Here is a 19,042-nt window from a genome sequence, read left to right on the forward strand (position 1 = left end):
TCCTGTCAGTTCAGTTGCTTGTTCACATCCACCAGCAAAGCGTCGATCTCCTTGCGGCGCCCGGCATCAGCCGTTTCCCGACCCGGCCGCGGCGCTGCCTGCAAGGCTTTTTGCAACGCCGCCCTGGCTTCGCTGTAACGTTTTTGACGGTAGAGGTGATCCCCCCAAAAGTACAGGCTATCAATGCCGTTCGGGTTGAGTTGCAAGGCCTGCTTGAGCAACTGCTCGGCCTTGTCCGAATCGCCGAAACCCAGGGGCCAGCCCGGCACCCGGTCGTAGAGTGCGCCAAGACTGGTGTAAGCCGACCCTTGCAGGGCCTTGGCGTCCAGGGCCAGGGCTTTTTCCAGGTCGCCCTTGGCTTCCTTGACCTTGCCCAGCGCACCGAGCCCGCCCTTGGCCCCGGCCCAACTACTGTTGACGATGCCAGACCAGATCCAGGCTTCGGCCAGCGACTGGCGCTCCTGCTTGAACGCCGTGGCCTGGGTCGCGAGTTTTTCGAACGCCTCGGCCCGTTGGCCCTCGGGCAACTCGTATTGAATGTGTGCCCAGTTCTGCTGGATGTCGCCCAGGCGTTGCTGGTCGGCAGCCTCCAACGCCCAGACGCTTTGGCTCAAAGTGCCGATCAATAGGCAAGCGAGGATTTGCTTCATGGCTTGAGGTGCTCGTTTTCGGGTTTGTGACTGAGGCGGCGGACCAGCGGCAACTGCTTGCGCAGGCCTCGGTCCACCAGGTTGGGCAGCAGGCTGTTGAGGCCGACGAAAAAGCGTTCGGGCCAACCCAGGTAGAGCTCGCGACGGTCACCGACGATGGCGTGGACCACTGCGGTCGCCACGGTTTGCGGGTCGTCGACGTTGGCCTTGAGCGCCTGGTTGAGCGCATCGGCCGCCGGGCTGTTCATCGCGGTACGGGTGGCCCGGGGCGCCACGTAGAGCACCCCGACACGGGTGTCGGCCAGTTCCCGGCGCAAGGCTTCGGAAAAACCGCGCAAGGCAAACTTGCTCGCGCAGTAGCTGGCATAGCCCGGGTAGCCGATTGATCCATAGGTCGAACCGACGTTGACCACCATCGCGCTGTCGGCCTGCTTGAGCAGCGGCAAGAACAGTTTGGTCAGGCAGATCGGCGCGCTGATGTTCAACGCCAGCATGGCGTTGATTTCACTGTCGTCGAGTTGTTCGAGCATCGCGAAGTGGTTCACGCCAGCGGCATTGATCAGCAGGTTGATGCCACCCTGGGCCTCGGCGGCGATCAGTACCTTGCGTCGGTCGGCCAGGAAGGTCAGGTCGGCACCGACCCAGAACAAATGCTGCGGGTAGCGCTCCAGCAAGGGCTGCAAGGCTTCACGATGCCTGGCCACGGCCAGCACCCGCGCACCACTGGCGCACAAGGCGGCGGCGATGGCCTGGCCGATTCCGCCGCTGGCACCCGTCAGCACGACACGCGCATCACACAGGCGCATGTTCATGCTCCCCGTCACGAGGCAAACCCCGGAACATGTCGGTGTACAACCGGTACACCACCTTGGAGGCGTGGATCACCGCAGCCTGGTCCGCCGGATCGTCCAATCGGTTCATCAAGCCGCGATAGGTCTGCATATGCTCGATGTCCAGCGAACCATGGGAGCTGAGGTAGCTGAACGCCGTGGGCGGCAGTTCCAGGCGCTGGCGGATACTGTCGGCGGCATGGGTCGCCAGGGCGATACTGGTGCCCTCGAGCACATTGACCATGCCGAACAGGCCCACCGGGTTGCCCCGGGCAATCAAGTCATAGAGGTAACTGACCATCAGCTCGATGGGCAACGATGGCTGGCCGTTGCGCACCGCATCCTTATCGCCACCGCACACGGCGATGTCATCCAGCACCCACTGCTCGTGGCCGTACTCTTCGTCAATGTATTCGCACACGGCCTTGCGCAGCCATTCCAGGCGCGTTGGCAGGCGCGCACCGCAGGCCATCATCAACGGCACCGTATGGCGTACGTGGTAGTACGCCTGAATCAGGAATCCCCGGTAACTGGCCAGGCTGACCTGGCCGTCGAGGGCATCACGGATGATCGGCAGATTGAACAGGGTCTGGCGCTCTTGCTGGGTGACTCCTTGCAACGTGTCAAAAAAACTCATGACGGGGACTCCTCGGACAAGACAGATGAAGTGAGCTGCGCCCGGTAATGCTCGACAATGGCATCCCGGCGTGGCCGGCCATTGGCGGTGAGCATGCCGTTGGCAGCGCTGAAGGGTTGATCCAGGCGTGTCCAGCGATGGACCCGGGCGTAATCGGGCAACGTGTCGTTGGCCTTGGCCACGGCCAGTTCCAGGGTTTGATCAGTGCAATCGGCGCGGACGGGCCAGAGCAGCGCATGGTTATGGGGCAAGGCTTCGCCATAAACGAAGGCCTGGGCGATATCACCGCCCTGGGTGAGTTCGGCTTCAACCCATTCGGGGTTCACGTTGCGACCGAAACTGGTCACGAACTGGTGCTTCTTGCGACCGCGTAGGTAAAGAAAACCGTCTTCGTCGAATTCACCCAGGTCACCGCTGGGCCACCACTCGCTGGTGTGCAGGGGCTCACCCAGGTAACCCAGCAGGGTCGAGCCCTTGATCATGACTTCGCCGTCATCGGCCAGGCGGACCTCCACATGGGGCAGAGGCTGGCCGACACTGCCAGCGCGATGAGCCTGGGGCCGATTGAGACAGACCACCGAGGCGCACTCCGACAGCCCATAGCCTTCAAACACCGGCAGGCCAACCCGCTGGGCCCGTTGCAACAGATCGTGGGACACCCGTGCCCCGCCAACGGCGGCGAATCGCACGATGTGCGGGTTGAACATCTTCTGTTCGGCGGCCGTGACCAGCATCAACAGCAGTTGCGGAACCAGGATCAGGCTGTGCGCCCGACGCTCGGCCAGGCACCCCAGCAGGCGCGTGGGGTCGACCCCGCTGACACCCTGGATGCCGAGGGTCTTCTGGCTGGGCAGGCTCAGCCTGGCTCCGGCATACAACGCCGCGTAGCAGCCAAGGTTCTCCAGCAGAATCGCCAGGGGCAGCAATGCCAGGTGATGCAGGGCCTCGACCGGTTGGCTGGCCTGCTCCAGTTCACGGGCTACCCGCAACAGGCTGTCGGCGCTCAGGCAAACGCCTTTCGGGGTGCCGGTGGTACCGGAGGTGAACGTCAGCTTGGCGGTGCCCGCCGGCAGGCGGCTTGTCCCGTCGAAGTGCCGCAGCCAGAATTCACCGCCGTGCTGGTATCCGGCGGCTTGCAGCTCCGCTTCGAACGCAGGCTCGGCAATCACCCGCTCGGCCTGACTCTGTTCCAGGCAGTGCCGACGTTGAGCCTGGCTGAAAAAACCGGGCAGGATGACGCAGGTCAGCCCTTCGAACAGTGCGGCAAGGTCCCAGAGCATCAGTTCGATACCGTTGTCCAGGGCCAGGGCGACAACGCTGATGTGTTCATCGCGCAGACGTTGCTGGCGGTACACCACTTCGGAATAAAGCGTTGCGTAGTCGAGCTGCGAGCCGTCGCCCCACAGCGCCACGACATGGCCCCTGCGTTCAGCGTGACCGCGCAGGGTGCGCTTGAATCGTTCCATCTCAGGCGACATGGCTGGTTTCTCCAAGGTCCGTCGGCAATCCCAGGCGATTGAACAGGCCGGTATTGCGCAGATGAATGAAACCGGCGCGGATATTCCCGACATGAACCCATGGCTGGCTCTCGTAGTAGCGGCCCCAGAGGTGGCGATCCTCGCCGAGACGCTGCGGGTCGGCCGGGCACAGGGTTACAGGCTTGAGCCCCAGGCGATGGAAGCTGTTGACCAGGCCGATGTTGCCGGTGAACGCGACCCACTCCAGGCCGCCCATGGCCAACAGATAAGTGATCGCAATGATGCTCAGTCGGGCGCTTCCCGTGTCGTTGGCAGCCAGGTTGCCCACCTCGACGATGCCGGCACGGTCCACCGGACGCTCGGCGGCGGCGCTGATCAAAGGCTCGATGGAACTGTCCAGGTAACGTTCGAGGAACAGCGGCCCCTGTGCGGCCCGGCGCACCCCAGCCGCTGCGCAGAGCGTGCCGTGGACATCGTCGAGGCCGAACAGCTCCGGCATGAAGTGACGAATATCGGCGCCATGGACCTGGCGAAAACGCTGCTGGATGAACGCTTCGAACTCAGCTCGCCGAGGTTGTCCCGGCAGGGCCCGGTGCAAGTGGCGCACTGGTGGGCCGGCGTCGCCAAAGGCCAGCGGCAAGTGGATGTTCCAGTCGAAATCGGGCATGGGTCAAGGTTCTCCCTCGGGCTATTGGGAGAAAGTATCGGGGCCGTTTCTTAACGAAGTCTGAAGGTGACAAATTTGCGCTCGTTGAAGAAACAGCCCTGCCAAATCTGAGCTGCCCCTTATTGTTATTCCGTAGTACAGTGGCAAAGACCGATAAATATCCACTTTGAGATGACCTGAAGTGTCAGGAGCAACTTCAATGGACCCGAACACCCCGCCATCCCTCTGCCGCGGCGCTAACAACATGATCGAAATCACCGAAGCCTCCATTGCCCAATTGCGCGCTGCGCTGGAGTCGGGCCAGACGACGGCGGTGGCGCTTGTCCAGGCCTACCTCGCCAGGATCGATGCCTACGACGGCCCCGACACGCCCACGGCCCTCAACGCGGTGGTAGTTCGCAACCCCGACGCATTGAAGGAGGCCCAGGCCAGCGATGCCCGTCGGGCCAACGGCCAGACCCTGGGTCCGCTTGACGGCATTCCCTATACGGCCAAGGACAGTTACCTGGTCAAGGGGCTCACTGCGGCGTCCGGCAGCCCGGCGTTCAAGGACCTGGTTGCCTATCGCGATGCGTTCACCATCGAGCGGCTGCGCGCCGCCGGGGCCATCTGCCTGGGCAAGACCAACATGCCGCCCATGGCGAACGGCGGCATGCAGCGCGGGGTCTATGGCCGTGCCGAGAGCCCATACAACGGTAACTACCTCACCGCGCCCTTTGCCTCGGGTTCCTCCAATGGTGCGGGTACGGCAACCGCCGCCAGTTTCGCGGCGTTCGGCCTTGCTGAAGAAACCTGGTCGAGCGGACGCGGTCCGGCGTCGAACAATGGCTTGTGTGCGTATACGCCGTCGCGCGGCGTGATCTCGGTGCGTGGCAACTGGCCGCTGACGCCGACGATGGACGTCGTCGTGCCCTTCGCCAGGACCATGGCCGACCTGCTCGAAGTGCTGGACGTGGTGGTAGCCGATGACCCGGACACCCGTGGCGACCTGTGGCGCCTGCAACCCTGGGTGCCGATTCCGAGCGTCGCCTCGGTTCGTCCTGTCTCGTATCCGAGCCTTGCCAGCAGCCCAGCCGCGCTGTCAGGCGTTCGGTTCGGCGTGCCTCGGATGTACATCAACGCCGATCCTGAAGCGGGCACGGCCCCAACTCCCGGCATTGGCGGCCCGACGGGGCAGCGGATCGTCACCCGGCCTTCGGTGATCGACCTCTGGGAGCAAGCGCGCAAGGCCCTTGAGGCCTGCGGTGCCGAAGTGGTCGAGGTGGATTTCCCCCTGGTATCCAACTGCGAGGGCGATCGTCCCGGCGCACCGACGGTATTCACTCGCGGCCTGGTTTCCAAGGAGTTCCTGCACCACGAATTGTGGGACCTGTCGGCCTGGGCATTCGATGACTTCCTGCGGGCCAACGGTGATCCGAAGTTGAATCGCCTGGCCGACGTCGACGGCCCGAAAATCTTCCCCCACGACCCGGGCACCCTGCCCAACCGGGAAGACGATCTGGCCGCCGGCATGGATGAATACGTGAAGATGGCCCAACGGGGCATTACGCCCTGGGACCAGATCCCTACCCTGCCCGACGGCTTGCGTGGGCTTGAAGAGACGCGTCGAATCGATCTGGAAGAGTGGATGCAGCGGCTGGGCCTGGACGCGGTGATCTTCCCGACCGTGGCCGATGTCGGGCCGGCGGATGCGGACGTCAACCCGACGTCTGCCGATATCGCCTGGAGCAACGGGATCTGGGTCGCCAACGGCAACCTCGCCATCCGCCACCTGGGCGTGCCCACGGTCACCGTGCCGATGGGCGTCATGGCGGACATCGGCATGCCCGTCGGGCTGACGTTTGCTGGCCGTGCCTATGATGATTCGAGGCTGTTGCAACTGGCTTCGGCGTTTGAAGCGACGGGCTCCAAACGCCTGGTGCCGCCTCGGACGCCGCCGTTGTCGGCTTGATCCGTTCATTGTGGAGGGCTGCTGTGCAGCCCCCCACACCGGTCTACAGTCGAAAATACTGTTGCATCGCACGAGATAGCAGGCTCACGGCTTCATCCTCGTGTGACGCCAGGGAGCGCATGAACACCACCTCATGCTCCGCGATAACCGGCAGGTCTTCGAGGATCCGCATGGCATCCGTCACCCGCGCACGGTCTATCAGGCTGATCGCCAGCCCGGCCTCCACGCACGCCTTGACGGCCTGGGTGGAGGGGCTTTCCAGGACGACCCGGATCCTGCGGCCGCTTTGCCTGAGGGCCTCCATCATCGCTTGCCGATAAGGGCATTGCGCCGCATGCACGGCCAGCGGCAATGGCTCCATCGAGGCCACCGTCGTGTTGACCGGACCGACCCAGACCGGCGTGGTGGAAACCAGCACTTGCGCCTCTGCACTCAACGGCCCCTTCGGCTGCGCGACGACCGCTGCCTGGAGCTTGCCGCGCTGCACCAGGTCACGTAGCGCGTAGCTTGGCGCGGTCTTGAGCTCCAGTACCACGTTAGGCCACGCGGCGGCGAACGTCGGGAGGATGTCGCGGATGACATGGTCTGCGTATTCATCCGGCACCCCCAAAGTGATGCGTCCGGCCAAACGGGTTCCGTGCAGGTCGGCCAGCACCCGGTCATGGGTGCTCAGCAGTTCCGTGGTCGCCACGAGCAAACGCTTGCCCAACGCGGTGAGGGATACCGACTGATTGTCCCGATTGAGCAACCGCCCGCCAGCGACCGCTTCCAAGCGCTGGATATGCACGCTGACCGCCGCCGGGCTTTTGTGCAGTTGTTCTGCCGCCGCACTGAATTTCCCGATCCGCGCCACCGCGTGAAAAGTCCGTATCAAGTCGATATCGAGTATGGCCGTCATGATTCAATCTTCGTGAATGACTGATGCATTACATTTTGATTTATTAGATTAGCCGGGTTTCGTAGCCTGTGGTCATGAACCCGAATAAATCGATGACATGCACGTCCCTGCCCAGGCCCGCCTGGTATTGGCTGATTCCATTGCCGTTACTCGAGGCCGCATTGCTTCTGTCATGGAGCTCCGGTTTCATCGGCGCGCGCTTTTCCATCGATTACGCGCCAGCACTGCTGGTGGTGTTCTGGCGTTGCGTGGTGGTCACACTTGTCCTGTTCCCCTTCGTCGCCAGGGAGCTACGCCGAACCTCAGGTGTGGTGCTGTTGAAAAATGCCGGCATCGGCTTGCTGGCGATGGCGGGCTACCTGGCCGGTATCACCCAAGGCATTGCCCTGGGTGTACCGGCGGGCCTGGCCGCACTGGTCGCCGACCTATTGCCTCTGGGCCTGGCGCTGCTGGCTGCGGGCGTGCTCAGACAGCGACTGGCCTGGCAGGTCTGGGTCGGCCTGCTCATCGGTCTGCTCGGTGCCATGCTGGTGACCCAGGGCGCGCTGGCGTGGGGCAACGCGCCGTTGTGGGCCTATGGGCTGCCGCTGCTTGGCATGCTCTCGCTCGCCGTCGCGACCCTGTGGCAGAAGGATCTGACCGCCGAACAATCACTGGGCCTGCTGCCCAACCTGTGGTTGCAATGTTGCGTGTCAGGCCTTGCCTTCGCCCTGGTCGAGGGCGCCCATGGCAGCCTGGCGCCGCTGCCCAGCACAGGCTTTGCACTGAGCGTAGTGTGGACCGCGGGTCTATCGACGATGGGTGGCTATGGACTCTATTGGCTGTGCCTGCGCCGCGCGACGGCCACCCGAGTTGCCAGCGTCCTGTACCTCAGCCCGCCCGTTACGATGCTCTGGGCCTGGGCCATGTTCAACGAACCGCTTTCATGGCAGATGGCGTCGGGCATGGCGATATCCGCCATCGGCATCTGGCTGGTCGTCGGTGCCGAAGGCCGGCAGGCCCGGCGCAAAAGGGCTGAGAGAACGTCGTAACAGCCGGGCCTTGGCAGCGCGATGATTCCTGTGGCAGCGTACGCTGGAGTTTCATATCCCCTTCGCGCTCACAGGCAAAACGGTCACAATCATGATCTCTCATGTTTTTCTAGGTATCGCCGATTTTGATCGCGCCTTCGCGTTCTATTCAAAGGTCATGGCCGGGTTGGGCCTTACGTTGAAATTTCGCGATGCCAGCAAAGGCTGGGCTGGCTGGGTTACCGAGAGCTCACCTCGCCCGATCTTCGTGATTGGAAAACCGTTCGACGGCAAGGCAAACGAACCCGGCAACGGACAGATGGTGGCCCTGCTTGCGCCCAGTCGGGAAGCCGTCAGGAACAGCTATGCAACAGCTCTGGCACTGGGCGGGACTTGTGAGGGAGAACCTGGATTGAGACCCCGCTACCACCCCGACTACTACGGCGCCTACTTTCGAGATCTCGACGGCAACAAGCTTTGTGTCTGCTGCCATGATTCAGCGTCGACTTAGCCTGCTGATCGATTCGTCGGCCAAGACGTAATATCCGCTCAAGATAGCAAGATCAGTCGAGCGCATTATGCTTGCCGGCCTCATGCTGGTGTCCTCGACGGGAGGAACCATGACCGACACACAAAAGCACTACCAGGCCCGGATGCAGAGGGTGCTCGATTATATTGACCTGCATCTTGATGACTGCCTGGACCTGGATACGTTGAGCGGCGTCGCGGCTTTTTCGAAATACCATTTTCATCGGCAGTTCATGGCGACGTTCAGTGTGCCGTTGAATCGTTATGTGCAACTCGCTCGCATGAAGCGCGCCTCCTACAAACTGGCGTTTCGCGAACATGAAACGATTACGCAGATCGCCATGGGCGCCGGTTACGGTGCGCCTGACGCCTTCGCCCGTGCCTTTCGACAACGCGTGGGCCAACAACCGTCGAGTTTCCGCAAGTCTCCCGACTGGCAGCGTTGGAACACCACTTTCACACCATTGCACACTGCGAGGAACCGTTTCATGCCCACGCCCTATCAGCCCAGCGACGTGCAGATCCGCAGGGTACCCACGACGCCCATCGCCATCATGGAACACCGAGGCGATCCCTCGACGATCGGTACGACGATCCAGCGTTTCATTGCCTGGCGGCGCAGTGTCGGTCTGATTCCGCCGGCCAGCCCGACGTTCAACGTATTCCACTCTGACCCGCACACGACACTGCCGGAAGACTATCGCCTGGATTTATGCGCGGGAACGGACCAGCCCATCGTGCCGAACGGGGAAACGATCAAGGACGACTGCATTCCGGCCGGTCGCTGTGCAGTCCTGCGGGTCGAGGGTGCAGCCGACAATCTCGAACCCGCTGCGTTGTACCTGTACAGGGACTGGCTGCCGGCCAGTGGTGAGGAACCGGGAGATTTTCCGCTCTATTGCCAGCGCATGACATTCTTTCCGGACGTTGCTGAGAACGAAGCCGTTACCGAGCTCTTTCTACCACTCAGATGATCGGTTATCCGCAGCTTCCCCCTCTAGCCAATGTACGAATAAACAGCGAAGTCGAAGCCATTGAAGGGAAAAGAAGCAACCTCCTTCATCCCCATTTTCAAGTGCGCATGGAGCGACCTCGCTGAAAGCGAGCCGCCGCGGGCCATTTGATTCGCGGCCTGAAGCGCCAGGATTCCATCCAGATCGGCCTCATTGGCTCTGCCGACAACGGTTTCATGACTCGTCATTTGAGGTATCTCTGCTGGTTGGTTAAATGACTGCTTTTACCGTGCCTGCGAAGAGATTAGTACATGCCAACAATTTCAAGATTTATACCTCAACAACATGGGCATTAACCCATAGGCAACACCAATACATCGCATTGCATATCGGTCTTGGACGCTATAGCTCAAGCGGCAGATGATGGCTTCACCCAAGCGACATCAACCCGCCCCAAACCGATAGGAGCTACGCCATGCAACAGTCTCACGCCTACAATGACACCAGCCTGGCCCTGACCACCGAAGTGCTGGATGCCAAGGCGCGTAAGAACCTGTCCTGGCAGGACCTGGCCGACGACACCGGCCTGAGCCTTGCCTACGTCACCGCCGCCCTGCTCGGCCAGCACCCGTTGCCGGAACACGCGGCCAAGGTGATTGGCAAGAAACTCGACCTGACCGCTGACTCGATAGCCCGCCTGCAAATCATCCCTCTGCGCGGCAGCCTCGCCGGTGTGCCAACCGATCCAACGATCTATCGCTTCTACGAAATGATCCAGATCTACGGCACCACCCTCAAGGCGTTGGTCCATGAGCAGTTCGGCGACGGCATCATCAGCGCGATCAACTTCAAGCTCGATATCAAGAAAGTCGAGGACCCGGAAGGTGGCTCCCGCGCGGTGATCACACTGGACGGCAAGTTCCTGCCCCTGCGTCCGTTCTGACCGGTCATTGGCCTGTAGGCTGCGGCCAAACCACTCAACGATCTTGCTACTGGCTGCTCCCCGCAGCCAGTCGCTTCATTCATCTCCAATTTCATTACAAGGCGAACATCATGAAAGCGCTCATCGAAGGTTTCCTGAAATTCCAGGAAGAGGTCTTCCCACAACGGACCGATCTGTTCAAACACCTGGCCACCACGCAACACCCAGGCACCTTGTTCATCACCTGCTCCGACAGCCGCGTGGTGCCTGAGCTGCTGACCCAGCAGGAACCCGGCGAACTGTTCGTGATCCGCAATGCCGGCAATATCGTGCCGTCCTACAGCCCACACCCGGGCGGTGTTTCAGCCACGGTGGAATATGCCGTCGCGGTACTGGGCGTGAAGGACATCGTAATCTGTGGTCATTCCGATTGCGGCGCGATGACGGCCGTCGCCAAATGCGCTTGCATGGATCATCTGCCGGCAGTAAGCGGTTGGCTGCAACACGCTGAGTCGGCCAGGGTCATCAACGGGTCACGACCTCACGTCGATGACGCGGCGAAAGTCAGTTCGATGGTGCGTGAAAACGTCATCGCCCAATTGGCGAACATCCAGACCCACCCGAGCGTGCGATTGGCCCAGGAGAAAGGCCTGCTGAACCTGCACGGCTGGGTCTACGACATCGAGACCGGATCCATCGATGCCCTGGACGCCGACAATCGCAGCTTCAGGCCCCTGGCTGCAAATCCTCGGGCGTGTGCCGTGCCGGCCCGCACGGCGACTGCAGCATGATGTCCATGAAGGCCATGGATGCCGCACTGTGATAGTTGTTCTTGCGCCGCAACAGCGCGGCCCCACGCCGAGGGGCCGCGTCCAGCAACGCCAGTTTGCGCAGTGCGCGCTCCTGGGTGGCGATGGGCTCCGGAAGAATGGTGGCAACGGTCGAGTGCCTGATCACTTCCAGCAGTGTGTTGACCGAGTTGACCTCGATGCTCACTTTTGGCGTGATCCGGGCCTGGGCGAAGTATTCGTCGATGCACGTACGGGTAGCAAAGTCGGGGGTCAACAAAGCAAATTCCAGTTGCCCGACCAGCTCAGCCGTCAGTGCGACCTGGCAGTCGTATAACGGGTGATTGCGCCCCACCATCAGCCCCAGTGTCTCGCTGAACGCCGGGATCGATTCGATATCGGCATGCCTGGCCTGATCGAAGGCGATGGCGATGTCCAAGGTGTCATTGGCCAGCCCCGCCTCGATGTCGACCATCGACAGCTCGAAGATCTGCAGATGGATATTCGGGTATCGCGCGCTGTAGTCACGCACCAGCGGCCCGACCAGGTAAGCCATGAACGTCGGGGTCATGGCCAGCCGCAAAGTGCCGCGGGAGAGGTCCTTGACGTCGTGCAGCGCCCGCTTTCCGGCCGCCAGTTCCACCAGCACCCGACGGGCACATTCAATATAGGCCGCGCCCGCATCCGTCGGCCTGACCGTGCGAGACGTACGGTCGAACAGACTCACACCGAGGGTTTCTTCCAGTTGCCGAATCTGTTGCGACAGGGTCGGCTGCGAGACGTGCAGCACCTCGGCGGCGCGCGTGAAGCCGCCGTGGTCAGCGACCGCCAGCAGATACCGCAAGTGACGTAGCAACATCGGAACCACCATCTGGAGCTTGAGCATTTCCAGGCATTGTATAGGCGTACACGATGCATCTACATCCGCCATGACGCGCGATGAATCAGCACCCGCATCACAAAGGCGCCAGCCTTCGTCAACACGGTGCCGTTCGAGCGCCGCCGACACAGGCCATTGGAAACGGGGCCGGCGGACTCGCTTGCCAAGGCGCCCATCAATTGGGGCAACAGGAAGCCGCTTTCGTGCTCTGGGTACATCGCGACGGAGGTATCCGGCCAAAGGCTGTCAGTGCAAGTAGCGTCGTTCATGGGAATCTCCTGCTGTGTGCAGAGCGCTGCGACGACCTGGAGTGGTCAATCACTTTCAGGATCAGTTTCACTGGCAAACCATTTTTAGAGAATGCCCGGCAGCCTCATGACTCAATTGCGCCACCTGAAACAATCGCAGCGGACAGCACAAAAAAAGCCCTGGTACCGTTCAGGCTCCAGGGCTGGGGATCGGGTGCAAATCACGCCGGCTTTTTCAGCGTGTCATAGGCTTCAAGCGACCGCAGCGAGTAGATGTAGGCAGCACCCGCGTTCAACGAGATCGCCGTTGCCAGGGCCGCTGCGACTTCCTCACGGCTCGCGCCGGCCTTGATCGCCGCATCCGTGTGGGCGGCGATACAGCCGTCGCAGCGGGTGGTCACGGCGATGGCGATCGAGATCAGCTCGCGGGTCTTGGCATCGAGCACATTGTTTTCGCTGGCGGCCTCCCCTAGCGCCATATAGGCCTTGACCATTTTCGGGTTGCTGCGACCCAGCGCGCCAAAGGCTTTCTGGATGGTGGGCAACAATTCGGACCAGTTATTGAACATGGCATTAACTCCTGAGTGGGTTGGGTGTACTGTTTTGACGCCCTCAGTTTTTCACCCCGGCGCCACTGCGGTTTGCTCAATGCGCTCAGTTTTTTTGGCGAAACGCTCAAATGAATGCGATCGATAAACTCATCAGCCTGGCCAACGTTCGCGGCAGCCTGGACCTGCGCTGTCAATTCCAGGGCGACTGGGCCCTGGATCACGGGCAACAAGCCCTGGGCACGGCGCCCTATCACATCGTCCTGGCCGGCGAATGTCGCGTCGAGTTTGCCGACGGGCAGCGCTTGCCCATGCGCGCCGGTGACATCCTGTTGTTGCCGCGCGGCGCCCCACACGTCATGCACAGCCCCGGGAAAACGGTGACGCCGACCTCGCCCCGGGTCGTGACCGGGGGCACTTTGCCGATTCATCGCATTGGCGGTGCCAGCGCGGAGCTGGATATGCTTTGCGGTGGTTTTCACTTCAACCGGGCTTCGTTGCTGTTCGGCGCCTTGCCCGAGTACCTGGTGATTCCCAGCGGCGCATTACCGGCCAATGGACCATTGCCGGCATTGGTGGAGATCCTTCGCGGGGAAGCGGATGAAAATAAACCCGGCGCGCGCTTCTTGCTCGACGCCCTGTCCCAGGCCCTGTTCACCCTGATCCTGCGTGCGCACCTGGCCAGCCACGGGCAGGACAGCGGCTCACTGGCCCTGCTGGGCGATAAACGTCTGGGCCGAGCCTGGCAAGCGATGCTGGCGGACCCTGCGTACGAGTGGACCATTCAAGGCCTGGCGGAGATCGCGAGCATGTCCCGGGCCAGCTTCATGCGCGCGTTCATCAAGGTGGCCGGCGTCTCGCCGTGGGTGCTGTTGACGCAAGTACGAATGGAGCTGGCCTTCAGCCTGCTCAGCCATTCACACCTGGGCTTGAGCGATATCGCGGTACAGGTTGGCTACCAATCCCAGGCCGCGTTCAGCAAGAAATTCAAGGAAACCTACGGTGAGGCCCCAGGACGCTTACGCCGTGGGATCCGCTGACACTCAACAAGCATCGGCGCGCAGGGCTGGGTGCTCGCGCAGGTGCTCGACGATGTAGTCCACGAAACTGCGCACGCGCATCGGCGCCTTGCGTCTTTCCCGGTAGACCACATGAACCGGTATCGAGGGCGGCTCATAGGGCTGCAAGACCCGGCGCAAGCGCCCACTGCTCAGATAGTCGTACAACGGATAGCTCAAGCAGCGCATCAACCCGGCACCATGAGCAGCGGCGTCGATAGCCGCCTGTAGCGTGGCGCAGTTGAGTCGTGTGCGTGCCTTGAGGGAGTTGGCCTCGCCCTCTTGCTGGAAGGGCCACTGAACCCAATCCTGGTTGGCCTGCGTGGCGATCAGTCGATGGTGGTGCAGGTCCTGCGGGACAACCGGTTCACCATGCAGCGCCAGGTAGCCAGGACTGGCGCAGACAAGCGAGCGAACGCTACCGACAGGTCGTGCTATCAATGAACAACTGGGTAGATGCCCCACCAGCACCGCCACATCCAGCCCTTCCTCATGCATGTTCGGAAAACGATCGTGGTAGTGGGCAAATACCTTGATATCAGGGTACTGGTCCATATAGCCCGCCAGCATCGGGGCCATGATATAGCGGCTGAACAGCAGGGGCAGCAGGACCGTCAGGTTGCCCTGCGCCTGGACATGCCAGCCCTTGGCAGACGCCTCGGCCTCGTCGATGGCCTTGAGGATACGTGAACAATCGGCCATGAAGCCGACCCCGGCCTCTGTCAGCACCACCCCGCGCGTGCTTCGCGACAGTAATTGCACGCCCAGTCGCGCCTCCAGCCGAGCGACGGCGCGCATCACGGTCGGTCCGGATACGTTGAGGCGCAGGGCTGCCGAGGCGAGGCTGGGGCATTGCGACAGTGCGTGGAACATCAGCATTTCGTGGTGACGCGCCATCAGGCGAGGCCTCTTTCGACAGGCTTGAGCGTCAGGTCGCCGCCCAATCGATCGCTGAGAAAGTCCACGAACGTGCGCACCTTGGCCGGCACTCGATTGCTCTTCTGATACACCACGTGAATCGGCAACGCCGGCGGCTCGAACGCCTTGAGCACCACTTCCAGTTCACCATCGGCGACCTGTCGGGCCACCTGATAGGACAACACTCGGGTAACGCCCCAGCCCTGGCAGGCGATATTGATCGCCGCCTGATTCGCAGTCACCACCAGGCGTGGATCGAAGCGCAAGCTCAGCGAGTTGGTCTCGTCCATGAACTGCCAGTGGCTCAGCAGATGACTGGCCGAAGACATCACGATATTGGCCTTGCTCAACTCGCCAGGATGCGTTGGCCGTCCATGTCGCTGAAAGTAAGCCGGGGCGCCACAAATCACCTGGCGCACTTCTCCCACCTTGATGGCGTGCTGGCTGTTTTCCTGCAAATGGCCGATGCGTATCGCCACGTCGATGCCCTCGTCGGCGATATTCACCACGCGGTCGACCAACAAGGCGTTGAGGTGTACCGAAGGAAACTGATCCAGGTAATCCGTCAGCAAGGGTGCAATGTACAACTCGCCAAACAGCACCGGGGCGGTGACCGTCAAATACCCGCAGGGGATCGAGTAGCTACCGGCAGCGGCCTCCTCGGCTTCCTCGAGTTCACTGAGGATCCGCCGGCAATCTTCCAGATAGCGTTGCCCCGCTTCGGTCAGGTGCACATTGCGGGTGGTGCGAGACAACAGCTGGGTGCCGATCCGCTCCTCCATCGCCGCAATGGCGCGCGTCACGCTCGGAGGCGAAATGCGCAGTCGACGGGCAGCTGCGGCGAACCCCTCCTCCTCGGCAACCGCCATGAAAATCTGCATTTCCTGAAAGCGATCCATGGGCGATCCAGCCTTGGTTGAGGGCACGTGAATTGAATGTCGTTGCCGGGTAACGCAAGGGGGTTGCCGGAAGATGCTGCCCGGCAAGCTCCTATGCCTTGAATCAGGCTTGCTGCAAGCCCTTGGCGGTACGCTGCATGCCGACGAAGTTCGGCAAGGCTTCGATGCTGCCCAACCAGGCCCGGACGTTCGGGTATTCGTTCAGCGCGACGTTGCCTTCCGGCGCGTGGGATACATAGGTGTACGCGGCAACGTCGGCGATGGTCGCTTGCTCACCGGCCAGGAACCGGCTTTGCCCCAACTCCCGTTCCATCACTTGCAACAGGGCGTGGGAACGCTTGATCGCGTCTTCGGCGTCATAACCGGCGCCGAACACGGTGATCAGGCGGGCGTTGGCCGGCCCCTGGTTGATCTGCCCCGCCGCCACCGAAAGCCAGCGCTGCACCCGGGCCTGGGCCAGCGGATCGGCGGGCAGCCATTGCCCCTTGCCGTACTTGGCCGCGAGGTAGACCAGGATCGCGTTCGAGTCAGCCAGGACGGTGCCGTTGTCATCGATCACCGGCACCTGGCCAAAACTGTTGATGGCGAGGAATTCCGGGGTCTTGTGCTCGCCTTTCATCAAGTCCACGAATATCAGCTCGGTCGGCAGGCCAAGCAGCGAGAGCATCAGTTCGACACGATGGGCGTGACCCGACAACGGATGGCGATAAAGTTTGATCGCTTTCTCAGACATGACGTACTCCGTGTTGTTTTTTGGCTCGAAGCGGTGATCGCGTCGATGGCGCTATCCTCTGCTCCTGTGCCGCAGAGCGGAATAACCAGCTTTTACAATCCAGCATTTCACTCGGTGAAACAGTCGGCTCGCCAGACTAGTGGCCTGTACGGTTAATTCGAGTACTCAAATTCGAGTGCCAGTGATTGCCAGGCAAGGCGTCATGACGAGTCGTAGCCCGCTACGGCGAGGAATGGTAACGCAGCTTGGCAAGCACTGGCGCCGAAGTTGAGTGCACGAATTAGCCACACAGGCCACTAGGCCTCAAGCACCAACGGCTCGCTCCCTTGGGCCGGCACCGCGCAACAGATCAGCACTTCACCTTCGCCAACCGGTTCGGCCGGCATGCTCAAGTAATGCACCTGGCCGCGGCTCAAGCGGGTTTTGCAGGTGCCACAGGAACCGCCCCGGCAACTGAATTCCGGGTTCAAACCACGCGCTTCGGCCAGTTCGAGCAACGTCCCACTGCCGGGTTCCCAACGCGCTTCCTTGCCGGAGCTGGCGAACAAGACCTTCACCGCTTCGCTCGCGGCCGGCACCTGCTGTGGCGCCGGGACAGTGACTTCGATATCTCGTACAAGCGTGGAGGGACCGAAGGTTTCCGCGTGAATGCGATCGTCAGGAATGCGCAGTTTGCGCAGCCCGTCGTACAGCGCCTGAGTAAAGCTGCCCGGCCCGCACAGATAGAAGTCGTAGTCATTGAGCGGCAGCAGTTTCTTGAGCAGTTCCACATCGATCCTGCCGGCCAAGTCGAAGCCAGCGGCGTCGCCGGCCTCAGTGGGTGGCTGGCTGACCATGCGCAAAACCTGCAACTTGTCGCCGGCGCGGGCGGCCAGTTCGTCGATTTCGTCACGAAACGCCAGGTCGGCCACCGTACGGGCGCTTTGCACCAGCCAGACCGGGCGCATGCGGCTGATGCGCAGCCCCTGGTAAACCACCTCGCGCAACATCGACAACAGCGGAGTGATGCCCACCCCCGCTGCCAGCAATACCAACGGACGCCGCTCGGTGGCCTGGACGGTGAAATGGCCCTGGGGCGCCCGCGCTTCGATCTCGTGCAGCGCTTGCACCCGCTCATGCAGGTGGGACGATACCGAGCCATCGCGCTTGACGCTGATGCGCAAGAAATCATCCGACGGCGCACTGGATACGCTATAGGTCCGGATCGCTGGCGTGGTCTGTCCCTCCAGCAAGATCCGCACTGGCAAATGTTGCCCGGCTTCGAACCGGGGCAAACCCAAGCCATCGCTCGCTTGCAGATAGAACGAGCGAATGCTGGGGCTTTCATCGACCACCCGCGCAACCCGCAACGCACGCCAGCGGCTACGCAGTGCCTCAGCCTGCAAGCGCTCGGTGGCCTGCTCCCAGCTGCCGGTCATCATTGAATTGGGCGACTCGCCCTCGTCCTGATCCTTCCAGCGCAGCGCAATGGCCGCCGGGCGATAAACGATGCGTTGCGGCGTAAAGCGCAACAGCCGCTCGGCGCCCTGGAACGCGCTGATCTGTGGGTCATCCAGCAGGACTTGCGCCGAGCCGCTCATTTGCAGCAGATCGCCCGTCTGGAAATCGACGAACACCAGCCCGGCCCGTGGGTTGAGCAGGATGTTGCCCAGTGTGTTGAAAAACAGGTTGCCGGAAAAGTCCGGGATGGTCAGCGACCCGTCCTCATCCATGCGCACGAACCCCGGCTTGCCGCCACGATGAGAAGCATCGACCTGCCGCTCGCCATCGCGCACCACATAGGTGGCGATATAGAACGAATCGGCTGCCGTCACCAGGCGCCGGACTTGCGGGTCTGACACAGACAATTGAACCGGCGCGACGGCCTGTGCGTCGACAAAATGGTATTGGCGCAGGTTGATGTAGCGAGGGCAGTTGCCATACGCCTGGCTCACTGAAATTTCGAGCCCTGGCTCGAGCTGACGACGCACGACACCGTTCATGCGGTTGCGGCGGCGGGTGTGCAACTCGATGCCCAGCATCCCGATGGCATCCCCTTCGCCCATGCCCTCCTGGGCCGGGTCGCTCGGTTCAGGCTCGAGGTTGATGTGAAGGGTCTGCGGATCGGGCGAGTTCATGAAGCCCGGTTGCCCCGCGCGCAGGGTCGCCCACACATCGCCTTGCCGGTCTACGGCCCCCAGCACTACGAAAGGCAGTTGGGCGTAGAACTCGCGATGCTGGTCCGGCATCCAGGTGCGCGCCAGTTGCCGCTGACCGACACTGGCCATCATGTCGACTGCTCCGACGGAGCGCTGCAACGCCAGCTCTCCTTCATGCCAGGGCGAGTTTTTTGCTTGCAAGGCTTCGTCCATCAGCTACTCCTCGCGCTTCGCAGCATGAACGCCTGCGCCAGTGCGCTACGGTTAGGGATTCTCCGCCATCGTCTGCACAGGTGTGCAAGTGGCTG

21 protein-coding genes are annotated in these 19,042 nt (G+C 62.0%); 7 read left to right on the top strand and 14 right to left on the bottom strand.

What is annotated here, in order from left to right; genetic code table 11:
* Nucleotides 1-5: 5 nt before the first annotated feature.
* The 5 genes from PBDP_RS16735 to PBDP_RS16755 are packed head-to-tail and all read right to left on the bottom strand — an operon-like array spanning nt 6 to nt 4,262.
* On the bottom strand, nt 6-650 hold the full coding sequence (locus PBDP_RS16735) for a tetratricopeptide repeat protein (RefSeq protein WP_109753071.1): 645 nt from the start codon (nt 648-650) through the stop codon (nt 6-8).
* Nucleotides 647-1,456, bottom strand: a complete 810-nt coding sequence (locus PBDP_RS16740) for an SDR family oxidoreductase (RefSeq protein WP_212800979.1) — start codon at nt 1,454-1,456, stop codon at nt 647-649. The genes PBDP_RS16735 and PBDP_RS16740 overlap by 4 nt, the downstream gene beginning before the upstream one ends.
* Nucleotides 1,443-2,117: an iron-containing redox enzyme family protein gene (locus PBDP_RS16745; RefSeq protein WP_116832603.1), complete on the bottom strand. Its 675-nt coding sequence runs from the start codon at nt 2,115-2,117 to the stop codon at nt 1,443-1,445. Before PBDP_RS16745 ends, PBDP_RS16740 begins: the two co-directional genes overlap by 14 nt.
* On the bottom strand, nt 2,114-3,595 hold the full coding sequence (locus PBDP_RS16750; RefSeq protein ID WP_212800980.1) for an AMP-binding protein: 1,482 nt from the start codon (nt 3,593-3,595) through the stop codon (nt 2,114-2,116). The genes PBDP_RS16745 and PBDP_RS16750 overlap by 4 nt, the downstream gene beginning before the upstream one ends.
* On the bottom strand, nt 3,585-4,262 hold the full coding sequence (locus PBDP_RS16755) for a thermostable hemolysin (RefSeq protein WP_109753075.1): 678 nt from the start codon (nt 4,260-4,262) through the stop codon (nt 3,585-3,587). The genes PBDP_RS16750 and PBDP_RS16755 overlap by 11 nt, the downstream gene beginning before the upstream one ends.
* Before the next feature lie 244 nt (nt 4,263-4,506).
* On the opposite strand from PBDP_RS16755, the gene PBDP_RS16760 reads away from it, so the two are divergent.
* Nucleotides 4,507-6,213 (top strand): amidase, encoded by a 1,707-nt coding sequence (locus PBDP_RS16760; RefSeq protein WP_109753378.1) that lies wholly within the window; start codon nt 4,507-4,509, stop codon nt 6,211-6,213.
* Nucleotides 6,214-6,256: 43 nt separating this feature from the next.
* Here PBDP_RS16760 and PBDP_RS16765 read toward each other — a convergent pair whose 3' ends face one another.
* Nucleotides 6,257-7,111 (bottom strand): LysR family transcriptional regulator, encoded by an 855-nt coding sequence (locus tag PBDP_RS16765; RefSeq protein WP_212800981.1) that lies wholly within the window; start codon nt 7,109-7,111, stop codon nt 6,257-6,259.
* A 74-nt stretch (nt 7,112-7,185) separates the two neighbouring features.
* On the opposite strand from PBDP_RS16765, the gene PBDP_RS16770 reads away from it, so the two are divergent.
* The 3 genes from PBDP_RS16770 (at nt 7,186) to PBDP_RS16780 (ending at nt 9,623) form a co-directional block, all read left to right on the top strand.
* Nucleotides 7,186-8,142 (top strand): DMT family transporter, encoded by a 957-nt coding sequence (locus PBDP_RS16770; RefSeq protein ID WP_212800982.1) that lies wholly within the window; start codon nt 7,186-7,188, stop codon nt 8,140-8,142.
* 91 nt (nt 8,143-8,233) lie between these two features.
* Entirely contained in the window at nt 8,234-8,632 is a 399-nt protein-coding gene (locus tag PBDP_RS16775) for a VOC family protein (protein ID WP_109753078.1), read from the top strand.
* Between the two features lie 109 nt (nt 8,633-8,741).
* Nucleotides 8,742-9,623, top strand: coding sequence for an AraC family transcriptional regulator (locus PBDP_RS16780; RefSeq protein ID WP_109753079.1), 882 nt, complete (start codon nt 8,742-8,744; stop codon nt 9,621-9,623).
* A gap of 23 nt (nt 9,624-9,646) precedes the next feature.
* Here the strand turns inward: PBDP_RS16780 and PBDP_RS16785 are convergent, their stop codons facing one another.
* Nucleotides 9,647-9,850: a hypothetical protein gene (locus PBDP_RS16785; RefSeq protein WP_109753080.1), complete on the bottom strand. Its 204-nt coding sequence runs from the start codon at nt 9,848-9,850 to the stop codon at nt 9,647-9,649.
* Nucleotides 9,851-10,077: 227 nt separating this feature from the next.
* Between PBDP_RS16785 and cynS the strand changes: the two genes are divergently transcribed.
* Together cynS and PBDP_RS16795 are read left to right on the top strand one after the other, a co-directional pair.
* On the top strand, nt 10,078-10,545 hold the full coding sequence (cynS, locus tag PBDP_RS16790; RefSeq protein WP_212800983.1) for a cyanase: 468 nt from the start codon (nt 10,078-10,080) through the stop codon (nt 10,543-10,545).
* A gap of 110 nt (nt 10,546-10,655) precedes the next feature.
* A complete protein-coding gene (locus tag PBDP_RS16795) occupies nt 10,656-11,315 on the top strand; it encodes a carbonic anhydrase (protein ID WP_116832608.1) in 660 nt (219 codons plus the stop codon).
* On the opposite strand, the gene cynR is transcribed toward PBDP_RS16795, so the two are convergent.
* From cynR to PBDP_RS16810, 3 genes are all read right to left on the bottom strand, one after another.
* The gene (gene cynR, locus PBDP_RS16800; RefSeq protein ID WP_212800984.1) at nt 11,251-12,171 is read right to left on the bottom strand and encodes a transcriptional regulator CynR; all 921 of its coding nucleotides are present in this window, start codon (nt 12,169-12,171) and stop codon (nt 11,251-11,253) included. The two genes, PBDP_RS16795 and cynR, sit on opposite strands and share 65 nt — an antisense overlap.
* 59 nt (nt 12,172-12,230) lie before the next feature.
* Nucleotides 12,231-12,461 (bottom strand): hypothetical protein, encoded by a 231-nt coding sequence (locus PBDP_RS16805; RefSeq protein ID WP_109753083.1) that lies wholly within the window; start codon nt 12,459-12,461, stop codon nt 12,231-12,233.
* A 200-nt stretch (nt 12,462-12,661) separates the two neighbouring features.
* Nucleotides 12,662-13,009, bottom strand: coding sequence for a carboxymuconolactone decarboxylase family protein (locus tag PBDP_RS16810; RefSeq protein WP_060741839.1), 348 nt, complete (start codon nt 13,007-13,009; stop codon nt 12,662-12,664).
* 110 nt (nt 13,010-13,119) lie between these two features.
* Between PBDP_RS16810 and PBDP_RS16815 the strand changes: the two genes are divergently transcribed.
* Nucleotides 13,120-14,028, top strand: coding sequence for an AraC family transcriptional regulator (locus PBDP_RS16815; protein ID WP_212800985.1), 909 nt, complete (start codon nt 13,120-13,122; stop codon nt 14,026-14,028).
* Nucleotides 14,029-14,031: 3 nt separating this feature from the next.
* Here the strand turns inward: PBDP_RS16815 and PBDP_RS16820 are convergent, their stop codons facing one another.
* The 4 genes from PBDP_RS16820 to PBDP_RS16835 form a co-directional block, all read right to left on the bottom strand.
* Entirely contained in the window at nt 14,032-14,943 is a 912-nt protein-coding gene (locus PBDP_RS16820) for a LysR family transcriptional regulator (protein ID WP_212800986.1), read from the bottom strand.
* Nucleotides 14,943-15,863, bottom strand: coding sequence for a LysR family transcriptional regulator (locus PBDP_RS16825; RefSeq protein ID WP_212800987.1), 921 nt, complete (start codon nt 15,861-15,863; stop codon nt 14,943-14,945). The genes PBDP_RS16820 and PBDP_RS16825 overlap by 1 nt, the downstream gene beginning before the upstream one ends.
* A 103-nt stretch (nt 15,864-15,966) precedes the next feature.
* Nucleotides 15,967-16,596, bottom strand: a complete 630-nt coding sequence (locus PBDP_RS16830; RefSeq protein ID WP_212800988.1) for a glutathione S-transferase family protein — start codon at nt 16,594-16,596, stop codon at nt 15,967-15,969.
* Nucleotides 16,597-16,892: 296 nt separating this feature from the next.
* On the bottom strand, nt 16,893-18,947 hold the full coding sequence (locus PBDP_RS16835) for a 2Fe-2S iron-sulfur cluster-binding protein (RefSeq protein ID WP_212800989.1): 2,055 nt from the start codon (nt 18,945-18,947) through the stop codon (nt 16,893-16,895).
* Nucleotides 18,948-19,042 lie beyond the last annotated feature (95 nt).

Source organism: Pseudomonas sp. St290 (assembly GCF_018325805.1).
Lineage (GTDB): Bacteria > Pseudomonadota > Gammaproteobacteria > Pseudomonadales > Pseudomonadaceae > Aquipseudomonas > Aquipseudomonas bijieensis.